Below are 19,191 nucleotides of genomic sequence, written 5' to 3'. Positions count from 1 at the left end.
TCTTCCTTAGGTAACTTCGGTGACACCAGACACTGTGGTACCGTAAAACCTGACGGAACTTGGGATGTTTATAACGGTAACATCAGATTCAAAGACAAAGACGGAAGCGACATGTTCGAATACAGAAACGAAGAATATACTGATTATGTTGCAGAACACGTAAAACCTTACTCCTGGTTAAAATTCCCTTACATTAAAGAAATGGGATACCCAGAAGGTATTTACAGAGTTGCACCATTATGCAGGATCAACGTTTGTGACAAAATGCCTGACGAAGCTCCATTAGCACAAGCTGCTCTTAAAGACTTCCGTGACGCATTCGGATATGCTCAAGCACCATTATTATTCAACTATGCAAGACTCATCGAGTTATTAGCATCCGCTGAATGTGCTGCTGCTGCATTAGAAGAAGATTTATCCGGTCAAAAATTCCCTGATGAATTAGAAAGAACCGAAGGTAAAGGTGTAGGTATTGTAGAAGCACCTCGTGGTACTTTAATCCACCATTACGAATCCGACGACAACGGATTATGTAATTACGCTAACATTGTTGTAGCTACAATCCAAAACAACCCAGCTATGGAAATGGGTATTCACCAAGTTGCTAAAGACTACATCAAACCAGGTATGGAAGTTGGCGACGAAATCTTCAACTTAATGGAAATGGTTATCAGAGCATACGACCCATGTTTATCATGTGCTACCCACACAATGGATAGTCAAATGAGATTAGCTGAAGTAAATATTGTAGACAGTGAAGGAAACCTCATTAAAAGATTATAGATTTAAGGGGGTTTTTGCAAATGATTATAATTAACGATGATGGCTGTATCAAATGTGGTGCATGTGAAGGTACATGTCCTACATCAGCTATTGAATTAACACCTACTACAATTATTCACTGTGACACCTGTGGCGGAGAACCAAAATGTGCAGACGTCTGTCCAAACGGTGCTCTTAAAGTGGAAGATTACGAAATTGCTGAAGGTGTAGAACAGGCAAGATTAATCTTCAACTCCATCTTGTGTGATTCCTGTGGTAAATGTGCAGAAGTTTGTCCACAAGAAACAATCGTGGTCACAGAAGAAAAATTAAAAGAAGTACAAGGTTTCTGTGTAATGTGTCAAAAATGTGTTGACATTTGCCCAGTAGATGTAATCGGAATTCCTGGTGTTGTTGAACCTAAAGAATACGACTTGGACTTATCCGGTAAAGGACCTATTTACGTTGCAGACTGTGTCGGATGTGGAACCTGTGTAGAACCATGTCCTGTAGGCGCAATCACTCTCGACGCATACGGATCCCCTATTACCGTAGATGAAACCAAATGTATCAAATGCGGATTATGTTCACAGACCTGTCCTTGGAATAAGATTTTCATCTCCGAGAAAAAACCTGTCAAACGTGAAAAAGAAATTAAATCATTTAATTTCACTGCTTCAAAATGTATCGGTTGTAACACTTGTATCGAAGCTTGTCCTGGTGACTTCATCAAACCAAACGCTGGTGACTTGACCGTACAAATTCCTGAAGTATGTGCTGCATGTAGCTTATGTGTAAACCTCTGTCCTGTTGACGCATTAGAAATTGACGTCGAATGGGGTGAAGGTGCACCTGTAGACGCTGAAGGAATCTGCCGTGACGTTGAAAAATGTGACTTCATCGGTGCATGTGCTAACAAATGTCCTACCGAAGCTATTCGTGTTGTAACAAAAACTGGTATGTTATGTCCTGCATTAGAAGAAACTGACGGTGACGCATCTTTCGCAAGTTGTATTAGATGTGGAGCTTGTGCTTCAGTTTGTTCAAACAACGCATTAAATGTTGGATCCATTGAAGTAACTATCGACGGCGAAGAAGTAACCAGAGATAGGATTGAATTCAACCCATCCAAATGTGATGCATGCGGTGACTGTATAAGTGCTTGTCCTTACGATATGCTCCACAAAACAGACAATCCTAAATTACCAATTGCAGGATTCTGTACCTTATGTGGTCAATGTATTGAAGCATGTCCTGAAGACGCACTTTGCTACAAATAGGTGTACTAACACCTATTTACTTTTCTTTTTTTTAGATTTTATTCAAATTCTTTTAAAAATTTTATAATGTTTAAATGCTTTATTCCCTTTTGCGAATGATTGTCTTTATCTGTACTGATTACATATTTTGGATAATTATCTTTTATCTCAAGCAAGGGTTTAAATTCTCTTTCGATAGTTTTGTCCTCTTTTAATTCATATGCTACTTGTATATAGATTTTTTCTTCATTTTTCCTTGCAATAAAATCTATTTCCATTTTGTTGAGTTTTCCTATTGTTATTTTGTAGTTGTTTCTAAGCAATTCCAAATACACGATATTTTCTAATCTGTTTCCTTTGTTCAATTGTTTTTCTTCAAGATTTGATTTGTAAAATCCCTGATCAATCAGATAATATTTTTCTGAATTATTGATTTCTTTTAATCCAACAACATCTTCTTTGGTAACTTTTGATATAAAATATCCTTTTTCAAGATATTCAAGGTAATTATATATCGTATTTGGGGTGATTGATAATTTATCCTGTTTTAAAAATGTGTAAATTGAGTTTGCTGATATTAAATTTCCAGTGTTTTCAATTAAAAATTTGGTTATTCTATTCAATAATCCCATATTTCTTATAGAATAGCGTTCTACAATATCATGCAAAAAGATTGATGAGTATAAATCCTGAAGTGTGACAATTTTGTCTTTTTTGTCTGCAGATATTGTTAAAGGCATCCCTCCATACTGGAAATATTCCTCAAATAGATTTTCTATCGGAGTTTTCAGTTCATTTTCAAAAACGCATTTCTGATTCAATTCCTCTTTGTAATCTAAAAATTCATTAAATGAAAAAGGATACATCTTTATTTCCGTGTATCTTCCAGTCAATAATGTGGCCAGCTCTTTTGACAGGAGTTTTGAATTGGATCCTGTAATGTAAATATCCACATTATATGCTTTGAAATAACCGTTAATGCTTTTTTCCCATTCGGCAATGTTTTGAATCTCATCTATCAATAAGTATTTTTTCACATCATTTTTTTCAAGCATCGGTATTATAATATCGTCCAGTTCTTTTCTTGTTTCCATATAATTGTATTTTGGATGTTCTAAATCTATGTGGATTATATTATCATCAGCTATTTCTCTATTTTTAAGTTCATCTATTATCAAATTTAAAAAATAGGATTTGCCGCAACGTCTAATTCCGGTTATTATTTTAATTACATCCAAATCTATCAGTCGTTTAATTCTATCCAGATACAAATCCCTATTCACCATTTTCTTCACCTTCAATAATATATGTCTGAGTGATATGATATAAATTTATTGTATATAATAAGTTTTTTATCATTTTGCAAAAAATTTATTTTATATGATAAATTATTAGTTAAAATAAATATTGCTTTAAAAAGGTTATTTTTACTTTAACCTGATTATTAGAATATTTACTTCAATTTGAAATAGTATATATTTTTATATTAAAATTAACATAATTTACTAGTGCAGACTCCATTTTAATTCAGTTAAGGGGGTGATATTATGTTGGAAATTTTTAAATTTTCTTTCATTATCATGTCCTTTTTATTAGTTGGAGGTATTCTATGACGGACAAGGATTTGTCATTGTATCTCGATATTAACGAGTTGATATTGACAGTAATTTTTGCTATTCTGTTGATTCACTCATTTTCATTTGTTTGTTCAAATGAATTAATATTGGTGATGTTGATGAATTCCCTGTTGAATAGGAATGCCGAAAAATAATTAGGTTAATGGACAGTTTCGGGAAATGTTATGAGAAAAACCTGAGTTTCTTGAGGGGTCTGTATTTCATTCTTGAAAATACTGTTCATTACTTATTATTTTTTCAAAATAAAATATTTTATGTCGTTATCATAGTATTTTAGTTAATTTTAAATACTATGTCTTTGCAATTATTATATACGAAGTTAAATTTTTTAACTTCACTCCACTAATAAATAAATGCTGGTGCCCTCAGGAATATTGTGCTTTTTTAGCGCAATATGGCATTGGCCGTTTTATATATTTGCTGTTGCCATTACTTGATTTCATTTATGTTTGATTGTTTTTTTGGCGATTAGTTGATATATTTTGAGGTTAATTTTTTAACTTCAATCCGATGATAAATAAATGCTGGTGCCTTCGGGAATATTGTGCTTTTTTAGCGCAATATGGCATTGGCCGTTTTATATATTTGCTGTTGCCATTACTTGATTTCATTTATGTTTGATTGTTTTTTTGGCGATTAGTTGATATATTTTGAGGTTAATTTTTTTAACTTCAATCCGTTAATAAATAAATGCTGGTGCCGTCTGTGAATATTGTGCTTTTTGGTGCAATATGGCATTGGCAGTTTTAATATTTGCTGTTGCCATTTCTTTTTGGCAAATAGTGGATATGGATATGATTATCACCCCCAATGATAAATAAATGCTGGTGCTATCGGGAATATTGCGCTTTTTTAGTGCAATATGGCACCGGCCGTTTTCTAATTACAGATTATCGTAGACTACATCACCATTTACTATAGTCATTACAGCAGCACCTTCATATTCCCATCCGTCAAAAGGTGAGTACTCTGCTTTTGTTTTAAAATCAGTTATATCGAATTTTCCTTTACGGGTCATGTCAATTACCGTAAAGTCAGCATCTTTTCCAACTTCGATCCTGCCTTTGGATTTAAGGTTAAATCTTTCGGCGGCGTTTTCGCAAAATATCTTAGGAATCAGTTTAAAGTCAAGATTTCCCCGGTTCACTTCTGTAAGCAAGAGACTTACAACAGTTTCAAGTGCAGGAATTCCCGGTGATGATGTAAACACTCCTTTCTGCTTTTCTTCAAGTGTGTGCGGTGCATGATCTGTTCCGATTACGGTTGATGAGTCGATATCTGAAACACTGACCTTATCCTTGCTTTCCCTCAGCGGAGGGTTGGTTTTTATCATGGTTCCGTAGGTGTTGTATGCGCTGTTGTCCAGGAGCAGATGGTGGGGTGTAAACTCATAGCTTATATTGTTTTCACGTGCCATATTTAGAGCACTTTTTGTTGACAAGTGGCAAATGTGCAGGTCTAGATTGTTTTTCCTTGCAAGGCCAATCGCCTGTGCAACTGATTCATTCTCTGATACACATGGTCTTGCATAAGAATAGTCAATTGGGTCATTTGAATCCTTAAGCCTTTCAGTTTCTTTCTCGACAATGCTTCTTTTCTCACAGTGAGTTGCAACAAGACCTGAATATGATGTTGTTTCTTTTAAAATCCTTAAATTATTGAAAATCTCTTCCAGACTTTCGTCACTTTCCAGATCCATGAAAATCTTGATTGAAATCGGATCAAGCTCCATCATTTTAGTCATTTCCTCCAGGCTGTTGTGTCCTGCCTGAAGATAGAAATTGACGGCGGACTTTTTCCTGGCTATTTTGATTTTTTCCTTCAGTGAGGCGTACGTGTTGGTTTTAGGCAAAGTGTTTGGCATGTCAATGACTGTTGTGAATCCTCCATGTGCCGCTGCCTCGCTTCCGCTTTTAAAATCTTCCTTTTGCGTAAGTCCGGGATCTCTGAAGTGGACATGGGGGTCGATGAATCCGGGCATCAGGTAGTTTGACTTAAGGTCAATCACCCTATCCCCTTTCAGGCTTTCCCTTTTGATTTGTGAAATTTTCCCGTCTTCGATACCTATGTTATACTCGCCGCTTCTGCCTGTAAGCTTGGAGTTTCTAATAACCAAATCCAATGTCATGATTAAAGTATTGTATGATATTGTAGATATTATTTTTCATGGTGATATTGGATTGTTTTAGTGAAGTATTATCTAATTGTCAAAAGAGCCCATATTTTCACAATCCATTAAATCTAAGAATTCTTTAAATTTCAATCCTGATATCTCAGTTGCTTTTTCTAGACTAACTTTATCCTTTCTATATAATCCCACAGCTAGTTTTTGGCGTTTTGCCAATATTTTCTCTTTTACTAATGAGTTTTTAGTCATTTCAGGAAATGAAAAATAGGTTAAAGCAAATAATTCATCGTTAGTCAAATCTTGGCATAATGTTTTTATTTCAGAGATTAATTCATAATCAAGGTTTAAGTTTTCCTGTTCAAGGAATTTTTTCCCATACTCGCCTATGCTATATGTTATATTTTCTCCGCTTCCTTTATTGGCGATTATTAATTTCTTTTGATTCATATCGTTTAGGTATTCCCCCATAACATTACTACTCAGACCATAGTTATCTGCTTCAAATTCTAATTCTTTGCTTAATGAAGGAACATTTAAAGATATAAAAAACAATTCTATCATCAAACGTGATTTTCCATTAATAGGTTCTTGATTATTGCAATATAATAGGGATAAAATATACTGTTTTCCTAAATTGCTATTTAAATCATAGGATAATATTTTCATAATTTGTGGCATTATTATTCCTCCATTTACGTGAATAATGTTTTTTGTTAGATTATAATTAATGTTAAAATAATGCTTGTTCTAGAAATTCTTCATTATTATTTGATGGTGCAACATTGAATTATGGGTATTATTTCTATCATGAAGCTTATATTTCAAAAAGCATACCATACTGGATATTTCATCATTTCATTTAATATGGTGTGGTTTTCTCAGGATTTGAAATAATTATTGATATACAATATTGTATAGATTTCTTGATATAAATTTTTTGAATATTATTTCACTTAGTAAATTATTTAAATTTTAATGTTACTGGTTGATGATTAAGGTATTTTTTGGTTGATGATTAATTTTTTTAAATCCATTAAATTGCTTGGTTTAACGTTTAAATGATTTTAATTGAAAATAGAAAAATTGGGTTGGTTGATGATTAGGGTTGATGATTCATTTTAGAATATATTTTGTATTTCTGCCATTGCCAGCACTTTCTATTAATTGTTTAGCTTTTAATTTTCTAATAATCTTATAACTGGCTTGAGGAGAAATATTCAGCATCTCCTGAATGTCCTTATTTTGAATATACTTTTTTTCTTCAAGAAGGGTTAGTGTGGAAATCTCATTTGGTGTTAGTTCAATTGTATTGTCGTATTTTGATGTAATTTTAGCTAAATCCAATACTTCTGATTTAACTTTATCAATTGAATGTAATACTCCATGACAGAAATATTCTAACCAATCTGTTAAATCATGGTTTTTATCTGCACTTTTAAGCGCATCTACATAAGCCTGCCTGTCCTGATTGTAATATTCGTCTAAAGTGAAGTAGTTGTTGATATTGAATTTGTTGTGTGATAAAACTAATGTTGCCATAAGTCTGCTGGTTCGTCCGTTTCCGTCAACGAATGGGTGGATGCGTACCAGTTCATAATGAAGAATTCCTGCTGTGATGACAGGATACATTTCATCTGCTGAATTGTTTAGCCAATCTAATAATTCATCTACCAGGTAAGGCACTTTATAGGCATCAGGAGGAATGTAATTTATTTTTTTAGTATGTAAATTACCGATAATCACAGGAGTATCTCTAAATTTGCCTTCATAATCCGGATTGTTCAACAGACCTTTAGTCAGATTTTTATGCACGGATAAAATTGTGTTTTTGGTAATAATTTCATCTGAGTATTCATCCAAATGATTTAATACATTGAAATAATTCAACACTTCCTGTTCTGCTTTTGTACTCGGTTCTTGATTGTTATTGATTAGTGTTTTTACTTCATCTAGATTCAGTGGGTTTCCTTCAATTGATGTTGAATAATGGGAGGACTTGATAAGGGCGTCCTGTTTTAATTTTGCGCCATATAATTGAAGTATTTTCGTATTGCTTGCAACTTCTTTGGCTGAAGCGATTTTTGCAATGCAATTAACGATTTTGTTGGTGTAGGTAAATTCAGGTTCAAACATGTTATCATCTTATTTTTCATTATACTGTATGTGGGTGATGATTAAGGTATTTTTTGGTTGATGATTAATCCTTTAAATTGCCTGGTTTAATGTTTAAAGCATTCTAATCAAAAATAGAAAAATCGGGTCGGTTGATGATTAGCGTAACCAAAAGCTTAATTATAAACTTCCAAAATAAATTTATTCATGTCATTGGTTGAGGATATTTCAAAAAGGGATATGAATCTGTTTCATGAGTATCTTGATTGCGGCGAGAGAATCCGTGAAGGTTCGGGTGATGTCTCCCTGGTGGCGGATTTCACTGAGTACAATCCTTTACATAACGGTCATTTTCATTGCATGAAAGTTGCAAGGTCCAAGGTTCCTGACTCACTTTTTGTAGCTATTGTGCCGGGGCTTTTCGAGAGAAGCGGACGTGGGATTCCATATATACTGCCCCGTGAATTGAGGGCTGAAATTGCAGTTTCCCTTGGAGCGGACGTGGTTGTGGAAGGCCCTCCGATGGGACTTATGGGTTCGGGCCAGTATTCTCTTTGCCTGTGCAGGTATTTCCAGGCTCTAAATGCAGATTATATTCCACGGGGATACAATCCTGAAGATGGTTACGGCGAGATTTTAAAAAGGATAAACATGGGCCATCACGTTGCGCCTAAGCCATATAAGATTGTTGACAAGACTGCTGGTGAGGTGCTTTTAAGGGACAAGCTTAAGGAGGACAACTATGTGATAGTATCATTTTCCAATTCCCTTTCAAAAATCGGCTTTGACTATGCAGGCAAGTTCATTTTCGTTGAAAGGATTGAAGGGGTGAGCGGAACCCGCATTCGCCAGGCCGTCATGAGCGGAGAGTTTGAATCAGTCCGTGACATGATGCCGGCAAAGACCGTTGAGGTTTTAAGCGAAAACAGGGATTCGATAATATTTGGAAAAAGGCTTGAGGAAAACATAGTCGATAATGCAAACAATCTTGATTTGGCGTCCCTTAATCTTTTAAATGAGAAGCTGGCATTAAAAATCAAGTCTTTCGGGACATTCGACAGTGTCGGGGATGTTCTCGGCGCAATTCCTCAGGGCTTTTCAACCCATTTCAAACAGAGGATTTTAAGCATTCTTGAAAATCCGATAACGAAAGATGACATGTCCGCATTTATAGACAAGTATCCTTCACAGATAAGGGTTCTGGATTATAAAAATGATGATGTTTTGGAGCTTTTCAAAGAGAAAGTAAATAGTGAGAATATCTCACTATCCTAAGATATTATGTATGAATGTTGACGGATCTCTAAGTCCGAACACCGCATCGAGAAATGTTGGGTATGATGCGCTCAATATGAACACGTATAGAATATAGAACAGCACCACGATAATGACAATGATTAGAATTACTGTCAGCAGGATGTCGACTGCTCCGTAAGGTTCCTTTTCCTCTTCATATTGGATATTGTGGATTTTTTCTCTTCTAGGCTGATTTTTAGCCTGTTCCCTTCTTGCAAGCTCTTCACGTATTCTTCTGTCAAGCTCGTCATCGGCAGCTTTCTGCTGTTCGTGAGTGTTTCTAGGCCTGTATTCGTGTCTTGTAAGTGATCCGTACTGTTCCTCGTCACGTGCAAGCTGCTCGTTCAATGGAACCTCATCCACTTCATCGAAGTATAAATCATCCAGATATCTTTCGTACTTGTCTTCAACTGCACGTCTTGCTGTGGTTTCCTGAGGCTCATAGGAATGGTCAGGATAGATGTATTCGTCAGCAGGAGGAGCCTGGACATTCTGGGTGTAGTCGTATTCGTTTCTTGCCTGCTGGACAGGTTCCCTGAGCACTTCCTGCATGAAAGGGTCAGCCTCTTCCTTTTGAGGTTCTATGAACTCTTCCCTTACGTTTTCGACAGGCTGTTCAGGTACTGCCTGGGTCTGTCTTGGAGGGTAATTTGATTCAAGTCCTCCTTCATACTGGAGACTGTCCTTAATGTTGTACGGGGAATCCTCAGCTATTTTCTGATTTGTGAACTGAACCTCGCGAGGTGTCTGGCTGTTTAAATTAACCATTTCAATCTGTTCGGCCGGAGTTTCCTTTTTCTCAAGTCTGACAGGTTCCGGTGCCGGTTCAGCTTTAGGAGCTTCATTGTTAAGGCTAAGACCTACAATTTTTTCTAAACAATCTTTACAATAAACTTTACCTGCTATTTCCAGACCGCATTCTTTACAAATGGATTTTCCGCAAATAGCACAATTATCTGTACTTTCTCTACTTGGATGATAATAACATTCCATATTTACACTCTCAATGAATTAATATGTTAAAATATTTGTCATTTTTAGTTATATAATGTTTGTCTTTATTTCATGGAGATAATCTTTTCGGATAAAATTTCACACTCTATCAAATCATCTATTGTAGCCAGTGTGGTTGTCAGTGAATCGCTGTTTATTTCATAGGTGATAGTGTCATCTTTCAGTTCGGAATCTAAAAAGTCTCCGTTGTCGACTTCCAGGGTTTCGTATGTGATTTTGGCCAGTTCGGGTGTTTTGAATTTCAGTTCGATTTTGCTTTTTACTTTCATTGCTTTTTACTTTGTTTTTATTGGTTAATAAGATTAACATTAATATGGTATCATTTAAAATAATCCTCTTGATTTAATTCCCCACTTATATAATCCTGAATCCTATTAAATTTTCTTTCCAGGGAATCTAAATTCATATATTTAAAAATTCTGGAATTGTTATCACATAAATCATATATTTTTTCAACATCCAATACGTAATCTAACAGCACTTCCAATAAGTCTTTTTTCATTTCCAAATCCAATGTTTCATTTTCCAAAACAGTGCTTAAATAGTCTAGAGATCCGGAAACAATCAGGCTGTTATTGCATTTTCCAAAGTCTGTAAAATAATCCTCATATTCATTGATTCTGTCAAATAAAATTTCTTTTATATAATCCAAATTTTCATAAATGTCCTTTTTTTTAAAGAGATCTAATCTGATTATATCATCATAGGCTTTATCTACGGTTTTAGAATCAATATGTGGTTTAATAATATGAATTGCATCACTGTGAATAAAATTCTCTTTATTGTCCATATAATTCCTTCCTAATTTTTACGCTAAACTCTCCTGAATCACTAAATGACAAGGAATCCTTTACAAGATTAATGAAATATATAAAATGGCCGATGGTGTTCATGGAAAATCCTCCTTAAGGTAATATACTGTATAATCACACATGATTTATAAATCTATTGTTTAGATATTCAATGTAGGGTAATTTTTCAAGAATAATGCATTATAATGCCATATTATTTGCTTTGTCTATTAATTAATTTCATTAGTTAAATGTGGAGTTATGTGGATTAGTCTTTGATGTTTGACTCTTTAATGATGTAAATGGGACGGTTTTTTACCTCAGTATATGTCTTTTCCAGATATTTTCCTAAAATTCCTATTGAAAAGAGTTGGATTCCGCCTAATAGGAGTATAAAACACATTGTTGATGCCCAACCCGCAACAGGGTCTGCGAATATGAGGTTTTTTATTACAATGAAAATGATTAGTATGAAGGCTATAAATGAAAATATTATTCCGAAAAATGTGGATATTGACAGTGGAACTGTGGTGAATGCTATTATTCCCTCAATTGAATAGGAAACAAGCCCCCAGAATGACCAGCTGGTCTCTCCGGCTGCCCTTTCAATGTTTTCATATTCAAGCCATTTTGTTTCATAACCTATCCACTGAAACAGTCCTTTTGAAAATCTGTTGTATTCTCTAAGCTCCAGAAGGGAATCGACGGCTTGTCTTGTCATCAGCCTGTAGTCACGGGCTCCGTCAACGAGATCTATTTTGGATATCCTGTTGAACAGTTTATAAAATAATCTGGCAAATGATGAGCGGATTTTAGGCTCACCTGCCCTTGAAACCCTTCTTGTTGCAACGATGTCACAGTCTTCATTTTCTATGGTATTAATCATTTGCGGAATCAGTTTCGGTGGGTCCTGCAAATCAACGTCCATAACGCACACCAAATCTCCTTTTGCATTTTTCAAACCTGCGTACAGTGCAGATTCCTTTCCGAAATTTCTTGAAAATGAGATGTATTTGACGTTCGCATTGGATTCGGCTATTTTTTTGATATTGCCTAGGGTACTATCTGTTGAACCGTCATTGATAAAAATGATTTCAAAACTGATATTTTTCAATGTTTTTCTGATTTCTTCAAAAAAGACTTCAACAGAACTTTCCTCATTAAAGCAGGGTACAACAATAGTCAATAATTCCATAATAAAATATTGTACAGTTTCATATAAAAAGTTATCAATCAATAAAAAAAGTGTAGATGTGTGGTGTACATCTACTGTGATTTTATGATTATTGTGTTTGCAATGGCGAACTGTCCGTAGAAGGACGTTATGATGTATTCGCCAGGTATCAGGTTAATGTTGAGGCTTGCTACACCACCTGCTTTTGTTGTCCTGTTGTAGAATACTCCGTTTATGTTGAATGTTACTGTTTCATTGACAATAGGCTTTCCTTCGCCGTTGACCAGTGTTGCCCTGAACTGTGTTCCGTCCCTGTAGCTCAACGTAATGTCTTTGGCTGTAAGGATTGGAAGCACTTTGATGCTGTCTGAAACCATGCAACCCTTGTATATTGCAGTCAGAATATAATCTCCTGTGTAGAGGTTGATGTTAAGCTTTGCAGTACCGTTTTCGTTGGTTGTTCTGTTGTAGAATACACCGTTGATGTTGAATGTTACAACTTCACCTTTACCTACAGGGTTTTTATCATCACCTATGATTGTAATGTAGTATTGTGTACTGTTTCTGTAGTATTTGGTCACGTCGCTGTGGTTGGCAAACCTTGAATTGATTTTGACAGTGTTAGCTGACTGCTCCTTGGTTTCAGGGTTGTATGTGGTAATAATGTATGTATTCGGTCCAAGGTTTAGGTTCAGTTTCGCCTGTCCCTGGCTGTTGATATTACGTTCATACATCACTCCGTTAATGTTGAATTTTGCCTTTCCGCTTGTCAGGAGTTTTCCTGTATTATCTTTAAGTGTTGCAACAAACTGTTCGGGTGCCTTTTCAATCTTGTCAACATCATCAGCAGTTATCGTTGTTTTCACTTCAATGTTTGCGGTATCTGAGAGATTGTATTGCGGAACTGTGATTTTTGAAGTGTAGTTTCCGCAGTTGAGATTGATTGCAACGGTAGTCTTTCCGTTTGCCTGGGTCGTTCTTGTCATGTTGACTCCATTGAGTTCAATCAGAACTGTGGCATGCTCAACAGGATTTTTGTTGTTGTCAAGAAGTGTCACTTCAAGTCTTTCGGATCCTCCGTAATATTTGGAAACGTTGTATGTAATCAAAAAGACCTCGTATTCGCTTACATTGAATCGGATGTATTCTGAGTCTGACGGCCTGTGGTTAACGTCACCAAGATATCTTGCAGTTGCATGGTACTCGCCGGGGGTCAGGTCAGTCAGATATAAAACAGCTTCACCGTTTTTCGCTTCAGCCTCGTAATTGTCATTGTCCTTTGTAAAGATGACTTTTCCACCTGCGCTTGATGAGTTTATTTTAGCGGTCAGTTTTATGCTTCCTCCGGTCTGTTTTGCTGTAAGTGTAGTGTTTGAATCTCTCTGGTATATGTAGGCGTTATTTGCAATAGTTTCACCTGTTGCCGGATTGATTGTGGTTATGACATAGTTTCCGCAGTTCAAATCAAGATTAAGTGAAGCCTGACCGTTTGCATTTGTAGCTGCGCTGTAGAGCTTTCCTTCAATGTTGAACTGGACATTTGTGTTTGACAGTGCGGCACCGTTTGAATCAAGGAATTTTGCAGTGTATCTGGCACTGCCGTATTCTCCACGGGTGTCCTGGCCTTCAACAGTTGATTTTACTGTAACTTTTATGTTTTTTTCAAGACCGTATCTTGAAACGGTGATTTTTGTTGCATATTCACTAGGATTGAGGTTAATTCCAATGGATGTTTTTCCATTGTCGTTTGTTGTCCTGATATTTGACACTCCATTGATGTGGATGATAACGTCAACGTTGGCAATTCCAACGCCGTTTTTGTCAAGCAGTGTAACTTCCAGCCTTTGCTGACCTCCGTAGTACTTTGTGAGGTCCTGGCATACGAGAGTGACTACGCTGTCATCGATTGGAGTTCCCTCTTTGTAGATATTGCCTGTGATTCTTGCATCGCCACTGTTCCATCTGATGCAGTTGTCAGTTGCCTTGCTGTTGAGAAAAGTGTTTGAACTGACAGTTGCAGAAGATCCGTCTCCGTAAATAACGTTTCCGTTTGTGTTTCCGCTGAAGGTGTTTTCACTAACTGTAGCACTGTTTCCTTCCCATCTTATTGCTCCAACGCCGCTTCCTGTGTTGTCTATAAATCTGTTTTTAGTCACTGTTCCGCTTGCACCATCAAAGTATAGTGCTCCGCCGCTTTTACCGGCAGTGTTTTTGCTGAAGGTGTTTGACTCAAGCCTGTTGTTGCTTCCGGTAGTATACATTGCTCCCCCGTAGGTTGCTGCAGTGTTGGATGTGAATGAATTTGAAATGAGCTGGTTGTTGTTTCCGTTAAAGAGAAGCGCTCCTGCGGCAGTTGACTGTGCAACGTTGGTTGTGAATATGTTGTTTTTTAGAACTGCATCGTTACCGTTCCAGAACATTGCTCCTCCGTTGTTTCCTGCCCTGTTGTTTGAATAGATATTGTTTGTTGCAGTTCCCCTGTCACCTTTCCATCTCATCGCTCCTCCGGTATTGGCGTAGTTGTCTGTCAGTGTGTTCTGTGAGAATTCGACTCCATTGCACTCAAGATATATTGCTCCTCCGCTTCCGTCAGCCACATTTCCTGTGAATGTGTTGTTGAATATCTTTCCGTTTTCACCATTGTAGTAGAGCGCCGCTCCGCTTTCACCCACGTGGTTGTTTGTAAAAACGTTGTTTGTAAGTGTTCCCTGAGCCTTTGACCATCCGATTCCCGCACCGCATGTGGCAGCATCATTTCTGTCAAATCTGTTGTCTGAAACCGCAATGTTTGTTGCTTTCTGGCTTATGTATATTGCGCCACCGCTTTGTGTCAGTGCCTTATTGTTGTAGAAATAGTTGCCTGTCAGTCTGGCATTTGGAGCGTCCAGATATAATGCTCCGCCGATATTTGATGCTGTATTTGAGATGAACTGGTTGTTTTCTAAAACTCCGTTATCTCCTCTCCAGAGAATTGCCCCTCCTCCGTTTGAATTTCCATTTTTGAAAATGACATTTTTTATTGCAATGTTATCTGCCCCTTCATTGATGAAAAATATTCTGACGCTTTGCTTTGCATCGATATAATGTCCGTTTCCGTCAATTGTTATGTTTTTAACGTAATTGTAAATTGGAATGCCTGTGTCTCCGTCGTCTTCCTGCCATTCATAATCCCTCTCTAGGATAATTGTATCTCCTTCATCAGCACTGTAGATTTCATCTCTCAAGTCACTGAAACTTCCTGCATTTGCAGTTAATGTCTGATTATCGTCGCTTTGTGCTGATGCGAAAGATACTGACAGGAAAAATATTATGAATAATATTGAAATAAATCTCCAGTCAGTCTTCATAGTTATACACCAATTATTATTTTTTAATCTAAGTTTTAAATAGGTTATTGTTTAATTTTAGGCGATTATTTTAAAAATTAGTTTTTCTTGATTTTAAATCAGTTTTGGTGATGTAAAAAAGGTTTATGTTTAGCGGAAATTGCTAAACATTTATTCAAAAGGTATTGTCGCTGCCACATGATATGCCCATTCAAAATGAAGGTCTATAATGTCTCCGTCTTTTACATCTTTTTCAAAGACATATGAATCGTCGTGACATACTGTGGTCTTTTCGTTAAGAATCACTTCATTGTTCACATTCAATCTGGTAAAATCGACATAGCTAGGCACACGTTCGCCTTTTATGCTGCGGACATCCGGACCTCTGAGGTATACGGTCAGTTTTCCGTTGCCTACGCATTTTAATTTTACATCGATTAATCTGTCTTTGCTTTGTAAAACTGCACCTTTACCGTCTTTATACTTAAACCAGTCAGGGAAATCAATATCGGCGGATTCAGATGAATTCAAAATTTCAACTGTGCTGTTTTCATTGTTTCTGTTTATGATGTCAATTCTTGCGATTTCAGAGGTCTTTTCAATATTCACATTAAAGCAATCAGCATGCAGTTTGACGCAGGTATTGAATAATTTGGAACATTCAGGAGTGTATTTCTCTTCAATAAATCTTTTATATTCAAAGAAATTTATTCCTGATGGGAACATATGCCATGATGTGCATAATGTATGGAAAAGGTCTTTTATGTTTGCTCTGGTGCCCTCATCGACAACAAAAGCTCCTATATTGGACACGCTGTCTGTTTTCAGTATCCATTTCATATTGGAGCGAACGGATCCGAACAGTAATCCTGTACAGATTTGTGCCGCATCGATTTTTTCAAATCTTTGCCTGCGGTATCTCACCATATTCAGATGTATGTCGTGAAGAATTACTATACATCCGTCTTTAAGCTGAGGCAATGTTGCTAAAAAGGTCAGGCATTCGCCAGGCATAACGTGTGTGGTGTCAATTATGATGCAGTCAATGTCATTTCCAATTTCTTCATAGACATCCAGATAATCATATCCATTATAGAGTTTCCAGTTTTCATCGCCGCCCATTTCGCTGGCCATAAATCCAGTCAGTTTTGTTTTGTCTTTCCACCAGTAGGTTGATATGTCGACTGAAAATAGTTTGGCATCCTTTTCTTTCCATTTTAAAATGTTAACAGTATTTCCGCCTGATGCCACTCCGATTTCAACAATTTTTTTAGGTTTATATGTTTTTATGAAGTGTTTCAAAAACCAAATTTCGTCATTGCTCATTTCAACATGTGTTGTATTATCGTCATTACTTATTTTATCAGCTATTAACTCGAATTCAGGCATAGTTCTCACTTTGAAATTTATAAAATCATATATGTTTGTTGATGGTTATATATCTTTCAGATTAGAAGTTCTAATCTTTTTTTAAAAACAGTCTTCTTATTGGGTTTTGCATGTTAAAGCTTAGGCTATGCATAAAATCAGTATCATGAAAAATATAATGAACAATGAAATTATTCCAGGATAATTTCGCATTTGTATCACCTAAAAAATAAAAAAGTAGATGTGTGGTGCACATCTACTGGGATTTGATTATTATTGTGTTTGCAATGGCGAACTGTCCGTAGAATGATGTTATGATGTATTCGCCAGGTATCAGGTTAATGTTGAGGCTTGCTACACCACCTGCTTTTGTTGTCCTGTTGTAGAAGACTCCATTGATGTTGAATGTAATTGTCTCATTAACGAATGGATTTCCCTGACCGTCAACCAGTGTTGCCTTGAACTGTGTTCCGTCCCTGTAGCTCATTGTAATGTCTTTTGCAGTCATTATTGGGAGCACTTTGATGTTGTTTGAAACCATACATCCTTTATATATTGCAGTCAGGATATAGTCTCCGGTGTAGAGGTTGATGTTAAGTTTTGCAGTTCCGTTTTCGTTGGTTGTTCTGTTGTAGAACACACCGTTGATGTTGAATGTTACAACTTCTCCAGCACCGACATGATTTCCGTCATCACCGATAAGGGTAATGTAGTATTGTGTGCCGTTTCTGTAGTATTTGGTCACATCGCTGTGGTTGGCAAACCTTGAATTGATTTTAACAATGTTTGCGGACTGTTCATTAGTCACTGGGTTGTATGAGGTGATTACATATGTATTTGGTCCAAGGTTGAGGTTAAGTTTTGCCTGACCCTGGCTGTTGATGTTACGTTCATACATTACACCGTTGATGTTGAATTTTGCTTTTCCGCTAGTTAATAATTTTCCTTCGCTGTTTGTAAACGTTGCAACAAACTGTTCAGGAGCCTTTTCAACCTTATCGACATCATCTGCAGTTATTGTAGGTTTGATAATGATGTTTGAAGTTGTATTAATTGGACTGTATTCCTCATTACCTTCAAATATGATTTCTGCAGTGTAATTTCCAGGATTCAAGCTAACTGCCATTGTAGTAACGCCTGTTGCAGGAAGAGTTCTGTTGTATACCCTACCATTGAGGATGATTGTTATTTTAAGTCCGCCCATTGGGTTTCCGTCCTTATCTGTAACGTTAACAACAAACCTTTCGGATCCACCATAATATTTCTCCAAATCAGGAGCATTTATGATTATGGAAGTTGATTTAACATTAATGGTTCCGTTTGCACTTGCTGAAGCGTAGTATTTGTCTCCTTCAGTACTTACTGTAAATTCATAAGTGTCTGCAGTTAAATTGGAAATTGTAAATGTAGCTTTTGAATCGGTAATGTTTGCAGTGTAGGTTTTACCTCCAATAGTTAAGTTAACGCTGCCGTTTGGCATTGTTGCAGTTACATTGAATACTGCATCCTGGCCTTCTTCAATGTCTGAAGTTTCAACAGTTAATTCATTTGCTTTTTTAGTGACGCTGAATGTTGCGTTAGCTGAACTTGTAAGGTAATTGCCGTTTTCATCACTGTAAGTTACAGTTAAAGTGTAGTTTCCTTCAGGCATTTCCTCGAAGAGAATATCGAAGTCTCCGCCGGTGTAGTTAACACTTCTGATTTCATCATTTAACTTCATGGTCAGTTTACCGCTTGCATTTGCATTTACAGTAACAGTCAGGTTATCTCCAACATTAATGTCAGTTGCACCGGTTATTGTGGTTTTGGTTGCAACCTGTTTGATGGTTACTGTTGCTGTAGCATTTGATGGAGTGTAGTCGTTGTCTCCTTTGAAGGTTGCTGTTGCAGTGTAGGTGTCTGCATTGATGTCTTTTATGTCAATGCTTACCTGACCGTTATTGTCTGTTGTTGCTTCAGTTTCTTTATCGTTGAATGTTATTGTAACTGTTTTTCCAGCTAATGTTTGGTTGTTTGCTTTTAATGTAGCTATTAGTTTTGCAGTTTCGCCGTAGTCGATTGTTATGTTTTCAAGGGTTAGTTCTGTGGTTATTTTTTCTACTTTGAAGCTTGCGTTTGCTTGGCTTGTTAGGTAGTTTCCTGCTGGGTCTGTGTATGTGACTGTTACATTATAGTTTCCTTCTGTGATGTTTTCGATTGTCAGTGTTGCTTTGTTGTTTGTTATGTTTACTGGTGTTTCTTTATCGTTTATTTTGAAGATTATGATTCCTTCGTTTGTGTTGATTTCTGCTGTTAGTGTTACGTTGCGTCCAGGTAGTGTGTCT

General features: G+C 36.5%; 15 protein-coding genes. 4 read left to right on the top strand and 11 right to left on the bottom strand.

The features are described from left to right. The coding region (locus tag ACKI2W_RS11440) for a nickel-dependent hydrogenase large subunit (RefSeq protein WP_407382089.1) at positions 1-783 on the top strand (783 nt) is incomplete at its 5' end. A 20-nt stretch (positions 784-803) separates the two neighbouring features. Next, a complete protein-coding gene (locus ACKI2W_RS11435; RefSeq protein ID WP_407382088.1) occupies positions 804-2,042 on the top strand; it encodes a 4Fe-4S binding protein in 1,239 nt (412 codons plus the stop codon). Positions 2,043-2,080: 38 nt separating this feature from the next. Here ACKI2W_RS11435 and ACKI2W_RS11430 read toward each other — a convergent pair whose 3' ends face one another. Continuing rightward, positions 2,081-3,307 (bottom strand): ATP-binding protein, encoded by a 1,227-nt coding sequence (locus ACKI2W_RS11430; protein WP_407382087.1) that lies wholly within the window; start codon positions 3,305-3,307, stop codon positions 2,081-2,083. Positions 3,308-3,630: 323 nt separating this feature from the next. On the opposite strand from ACKI2W_RS11430, the gene ACKI2W_RS11425 reads away from it, so the two are divergent. Beyond that, positions 3,631-3,792 carry a hypothetical protein gene (locus tag ACKI2W_RS11425; protein WP_407382086.1) on the top strand — a complete coding sequence of 54 codons (162 nt, stop codon included), beginning with the start codon at positions 3,631-3,633 and terminating at the stop codon, positions 3,790-3,792. Positions 3,793-4,541: 749 nt separating this feature from the next. Here ACKI2W_RS11425 and ACKI2W_RS11420 read toward each other — a convergent pair. The 3 genes from ACKI2W_RS11420 to ACKI2W_RS11410 all read right to left on the bottom strand — a co-directional run bounded on the left by ACKI2W_RS11420 (position 4,542) and on the right by ACKI2W_RS11410 (position 7,919). Next, the gene (locus ACKI2W_RS11420) at positions 4,542-5,780 is read right to left on the bottom strand and encodes a dihydroorotase (protein ID WP_407382090.1); all 1,239 of its coding nucleotides are present in this window, start codon (positions 5,778-5,780) and stop codon (positions 4,542-4,544) included. 78 nt (positions 5,781-5,858) lie between these two features. Beyond that, positions 5,859-6,464 (bottom strand): hypothetical protein, encoded by a 606-nt coding sequence (locus tag ACKI2W_RS11415; RefSeq protein WP_407382085.1) that lies wholly within the window; start codon positions 6,462-6,464, stop codon positions 5,859-5,861. 435 nt (positions 6,465-6,899) lie between these two features. Then, positions 6,900-7,919: a Fic family protein gene (locus tag ACKI2W_RS11410; RefSeq protein WP_407382084.1), complete on the bottom strand. Its 1,020-nt coding sequence runs from the start codon at positions 7,917-7,919 to the stop codon at positions 6,900-6,902. Between the two features lie 186 nt (positions 7,920-8,105). Here ACKI2W_RS11410 and ACKI2W_RS11405 point away from each other — a divergent pair, with 186 nt between their 5' ends. Beyond that, the gene (locus ACKI2W_RS11405) at positions 8,106-9,173 is read left to right on the top strand and encodes a nucleotidyltransferase family protein (RefSeq protein WP_407382083.1); all 1,068 of its coding nucleotides are present in this window, start codon (positions 8,106-8,108) and stop codon (positions 9,171-9,173) included. Here ACKI2W_RS11405 and ACKI2W_RS11400 read toward each other — a convergent pair. The 7 genes from ACKI2W_RS11400 to ACKI2W_RS11370 form a co-directional block, all read right to left on the bottom strand. Continuing rightward, complete coding sequence (locus ACKI2W_RS11400; RefSeq protein ID WP_407382082.1) at positions 9,165-10,187, bottom strand: ATPase; 1,023 nt, start codon at positions 10,185-10,187, stop codon at positions 9,165-9,167. The two genes, ACKI2W_RS11405 and ACKI2W_RS11400, sit on opposite strands and share 9 nt — an antisense overlap. 65 nt (positions 10,188-10,252) lie before the next feature. Next, the gene (locus ACKI2W_RS11395) at positions 10,253-10,477 is read right to left on the bottom strand and encodes a KEOPS complex subunit Pcc1 (RefSeq protein ID WP_407382081.1); all 225 of its coding nucleotides are present in this window, start codon (positions 10,475-10,477) and stop codon (positions 10,253-10,255) included. Between the two features lie 50 nt (positions 10,478-10,527). After that, positions 10,528-10,998: a hypothetical protein gene (locus ACKI2W_RS11390; protein ID WP_407382080.1), complete on the bottom strand. Its 471-nt coding sequence runs from the start codon at positions 10,996-10,998 to the stop codon at positions 10,528-10,530. 269 nt (positions 10,999-11,267) lie between these two features. Next, on the bottom strand, positions 11,268-12,194 hold the full coding sequence (locus tag ACKI2W_RS11385) for a glycosyltransferase family 2 protein (protein WP_407382079.1): 927 nt from the start codon (positions 12,192-12,194) through the stop codon (positions 11,268-11,270). Positions 12,195-12,265: 71 nt separating this feature from the next. Continuing rightward, complete coding sequence (locus ACKI2W_RS11380) at positions 12,266-15,520, bottom strand: right-handed parallel beta-helix repeat-containing protein (protein ID WP_407382078.1); 3,255 nt, start codon at positions 15,518-15,520, stop codon at positions 12,266-12,268. A 150-nt stretch (positions 15,521-15,670) separates the two neighbouring features. Beyond that, entirely contained in the window at positions 15,671-16,888 is a 1,218-nt protein-coding gene (locus ACKI2W_RS11375; RefSeq protein ID WP_407382077.1) for a class I SAM-dependent methyltransferase, read from the bottom strand. A gap of 235 nt (positions 16,889-17,123) precedes the next feature. Next, positions 17,124-19,191 (bottom strand): Ig-like domain repeat protein (locus tag ACKI2W_RS11370; protein ID WP_407382076.1); only part of this gene is annotated, 2,068 nt, incomplete at its 5' end.

The sequence above is a fragment of the Methanobrevibacter sp. genome (assembly GCF_045603845.1).
In the GTDB taxonomy this organism is placed as follows: domain Archaea; phylum Methanobacteriota; class Methanobacteria; order Methanobacteriales; family Methanobacteriaceae; genus Methanocatella.
Note: the sequence above shows the minus strand (reverse complement) of the source record. Positions and strands in the feature narration are given on the sequence as shown.

What these genes read in the sequence shown, in the direction of transcription:
- ACKI2W_RS11380 (WP_407382078.1), bottom strand. Translation starts at nt 15,520, where the DNA reads ATGAAGACTGACTGGAGATTTATTTCAATATTATTCATAATATTTTTC.
- ACKI2W_RS11400 (WP_407382082.1), bottom strand. Translation starts at nt 10,187, where the DNA reads ATGGAATGTTATTATCATCCAAGTAGAGAAAGTACAGATAATTGTGCT.
- ACKI2W_RS11430 (WP_407382087.1), bottom strand. Translation starts at nt 3,307, where the DNA reads ATGGTGAATAGGGATTTGTATCTGGATAGAATTAAACGACTGATAGAT.
- ACKI2W_RS11415 (WP_407382085.1), bottom strand. Translation starts at nt 6,464, where the DNA reads ATGCCACAAATTATGAAAATATTATCCTATGATTTAAATAGCAATTTA.
- ACKI2W_RS11375 (WP_407382077.1), bottom strand. Translation starts at nt 16,888, where the DNA reads ATGCCTGAATTCGAGTTAATAGCTGATAAAATAAGTAATGACGATAAT.
- ACKI2W_RS11425 (WP_407382086.1), top strand. Translation starts at nt 3,631, where the DNA reads ATGACGGACAAGGATTTGTCATTGTATCTCGATATTAACGAGTTGATA.
- ACKI2W_RS11395 (WP_407382081.1), bottom strand. Translation starts at nt 10,477, where the DNA reads ATGAAAGTAAAAAGCAAAATCGAACTGAAATTCAAAACACCCGAACTG.
- ACKI2W_RS11435 (WP_407382088.1), top strand. Translation starts at nt 804, where the DNA reads ATGATTATAATTAACGATGATGGCTGTATCAAATGTGGTGCATGTGAA.
- ACKI2W_RS11405 (WP_407382083.1), top strand. Translation starts at nt 8,106, where the DNA reads ATGTCATTGGTTGAGGATATTTCAAAAAGGGATATGAATCTGTTTCAT.
- ACKI2W_RS11385 (WP_407382079.1), bottom strand. Translation starts at nt 12,194, where the DNA reads ATGGAATTATTGACTATTGTTGTACCCTGCTTTAATGAGGAAAGTTCT.
- ACKI2W_RS11390 (WP_407382080.1), bottom strand. Translation starts at nt 10,998, where the DNA reads ATGGACAATAAAGAGAATTTTATTCACAGTGATGCAATTCATATTATT.
- ACKI2W_RS11410 (WP_407382084.1), bottom strand. Translation starts at nt 7,919, where the DNA reads ATGTTTGAACCTGAATTTACCTACACCAACAAAATCGTTAATTGCATT.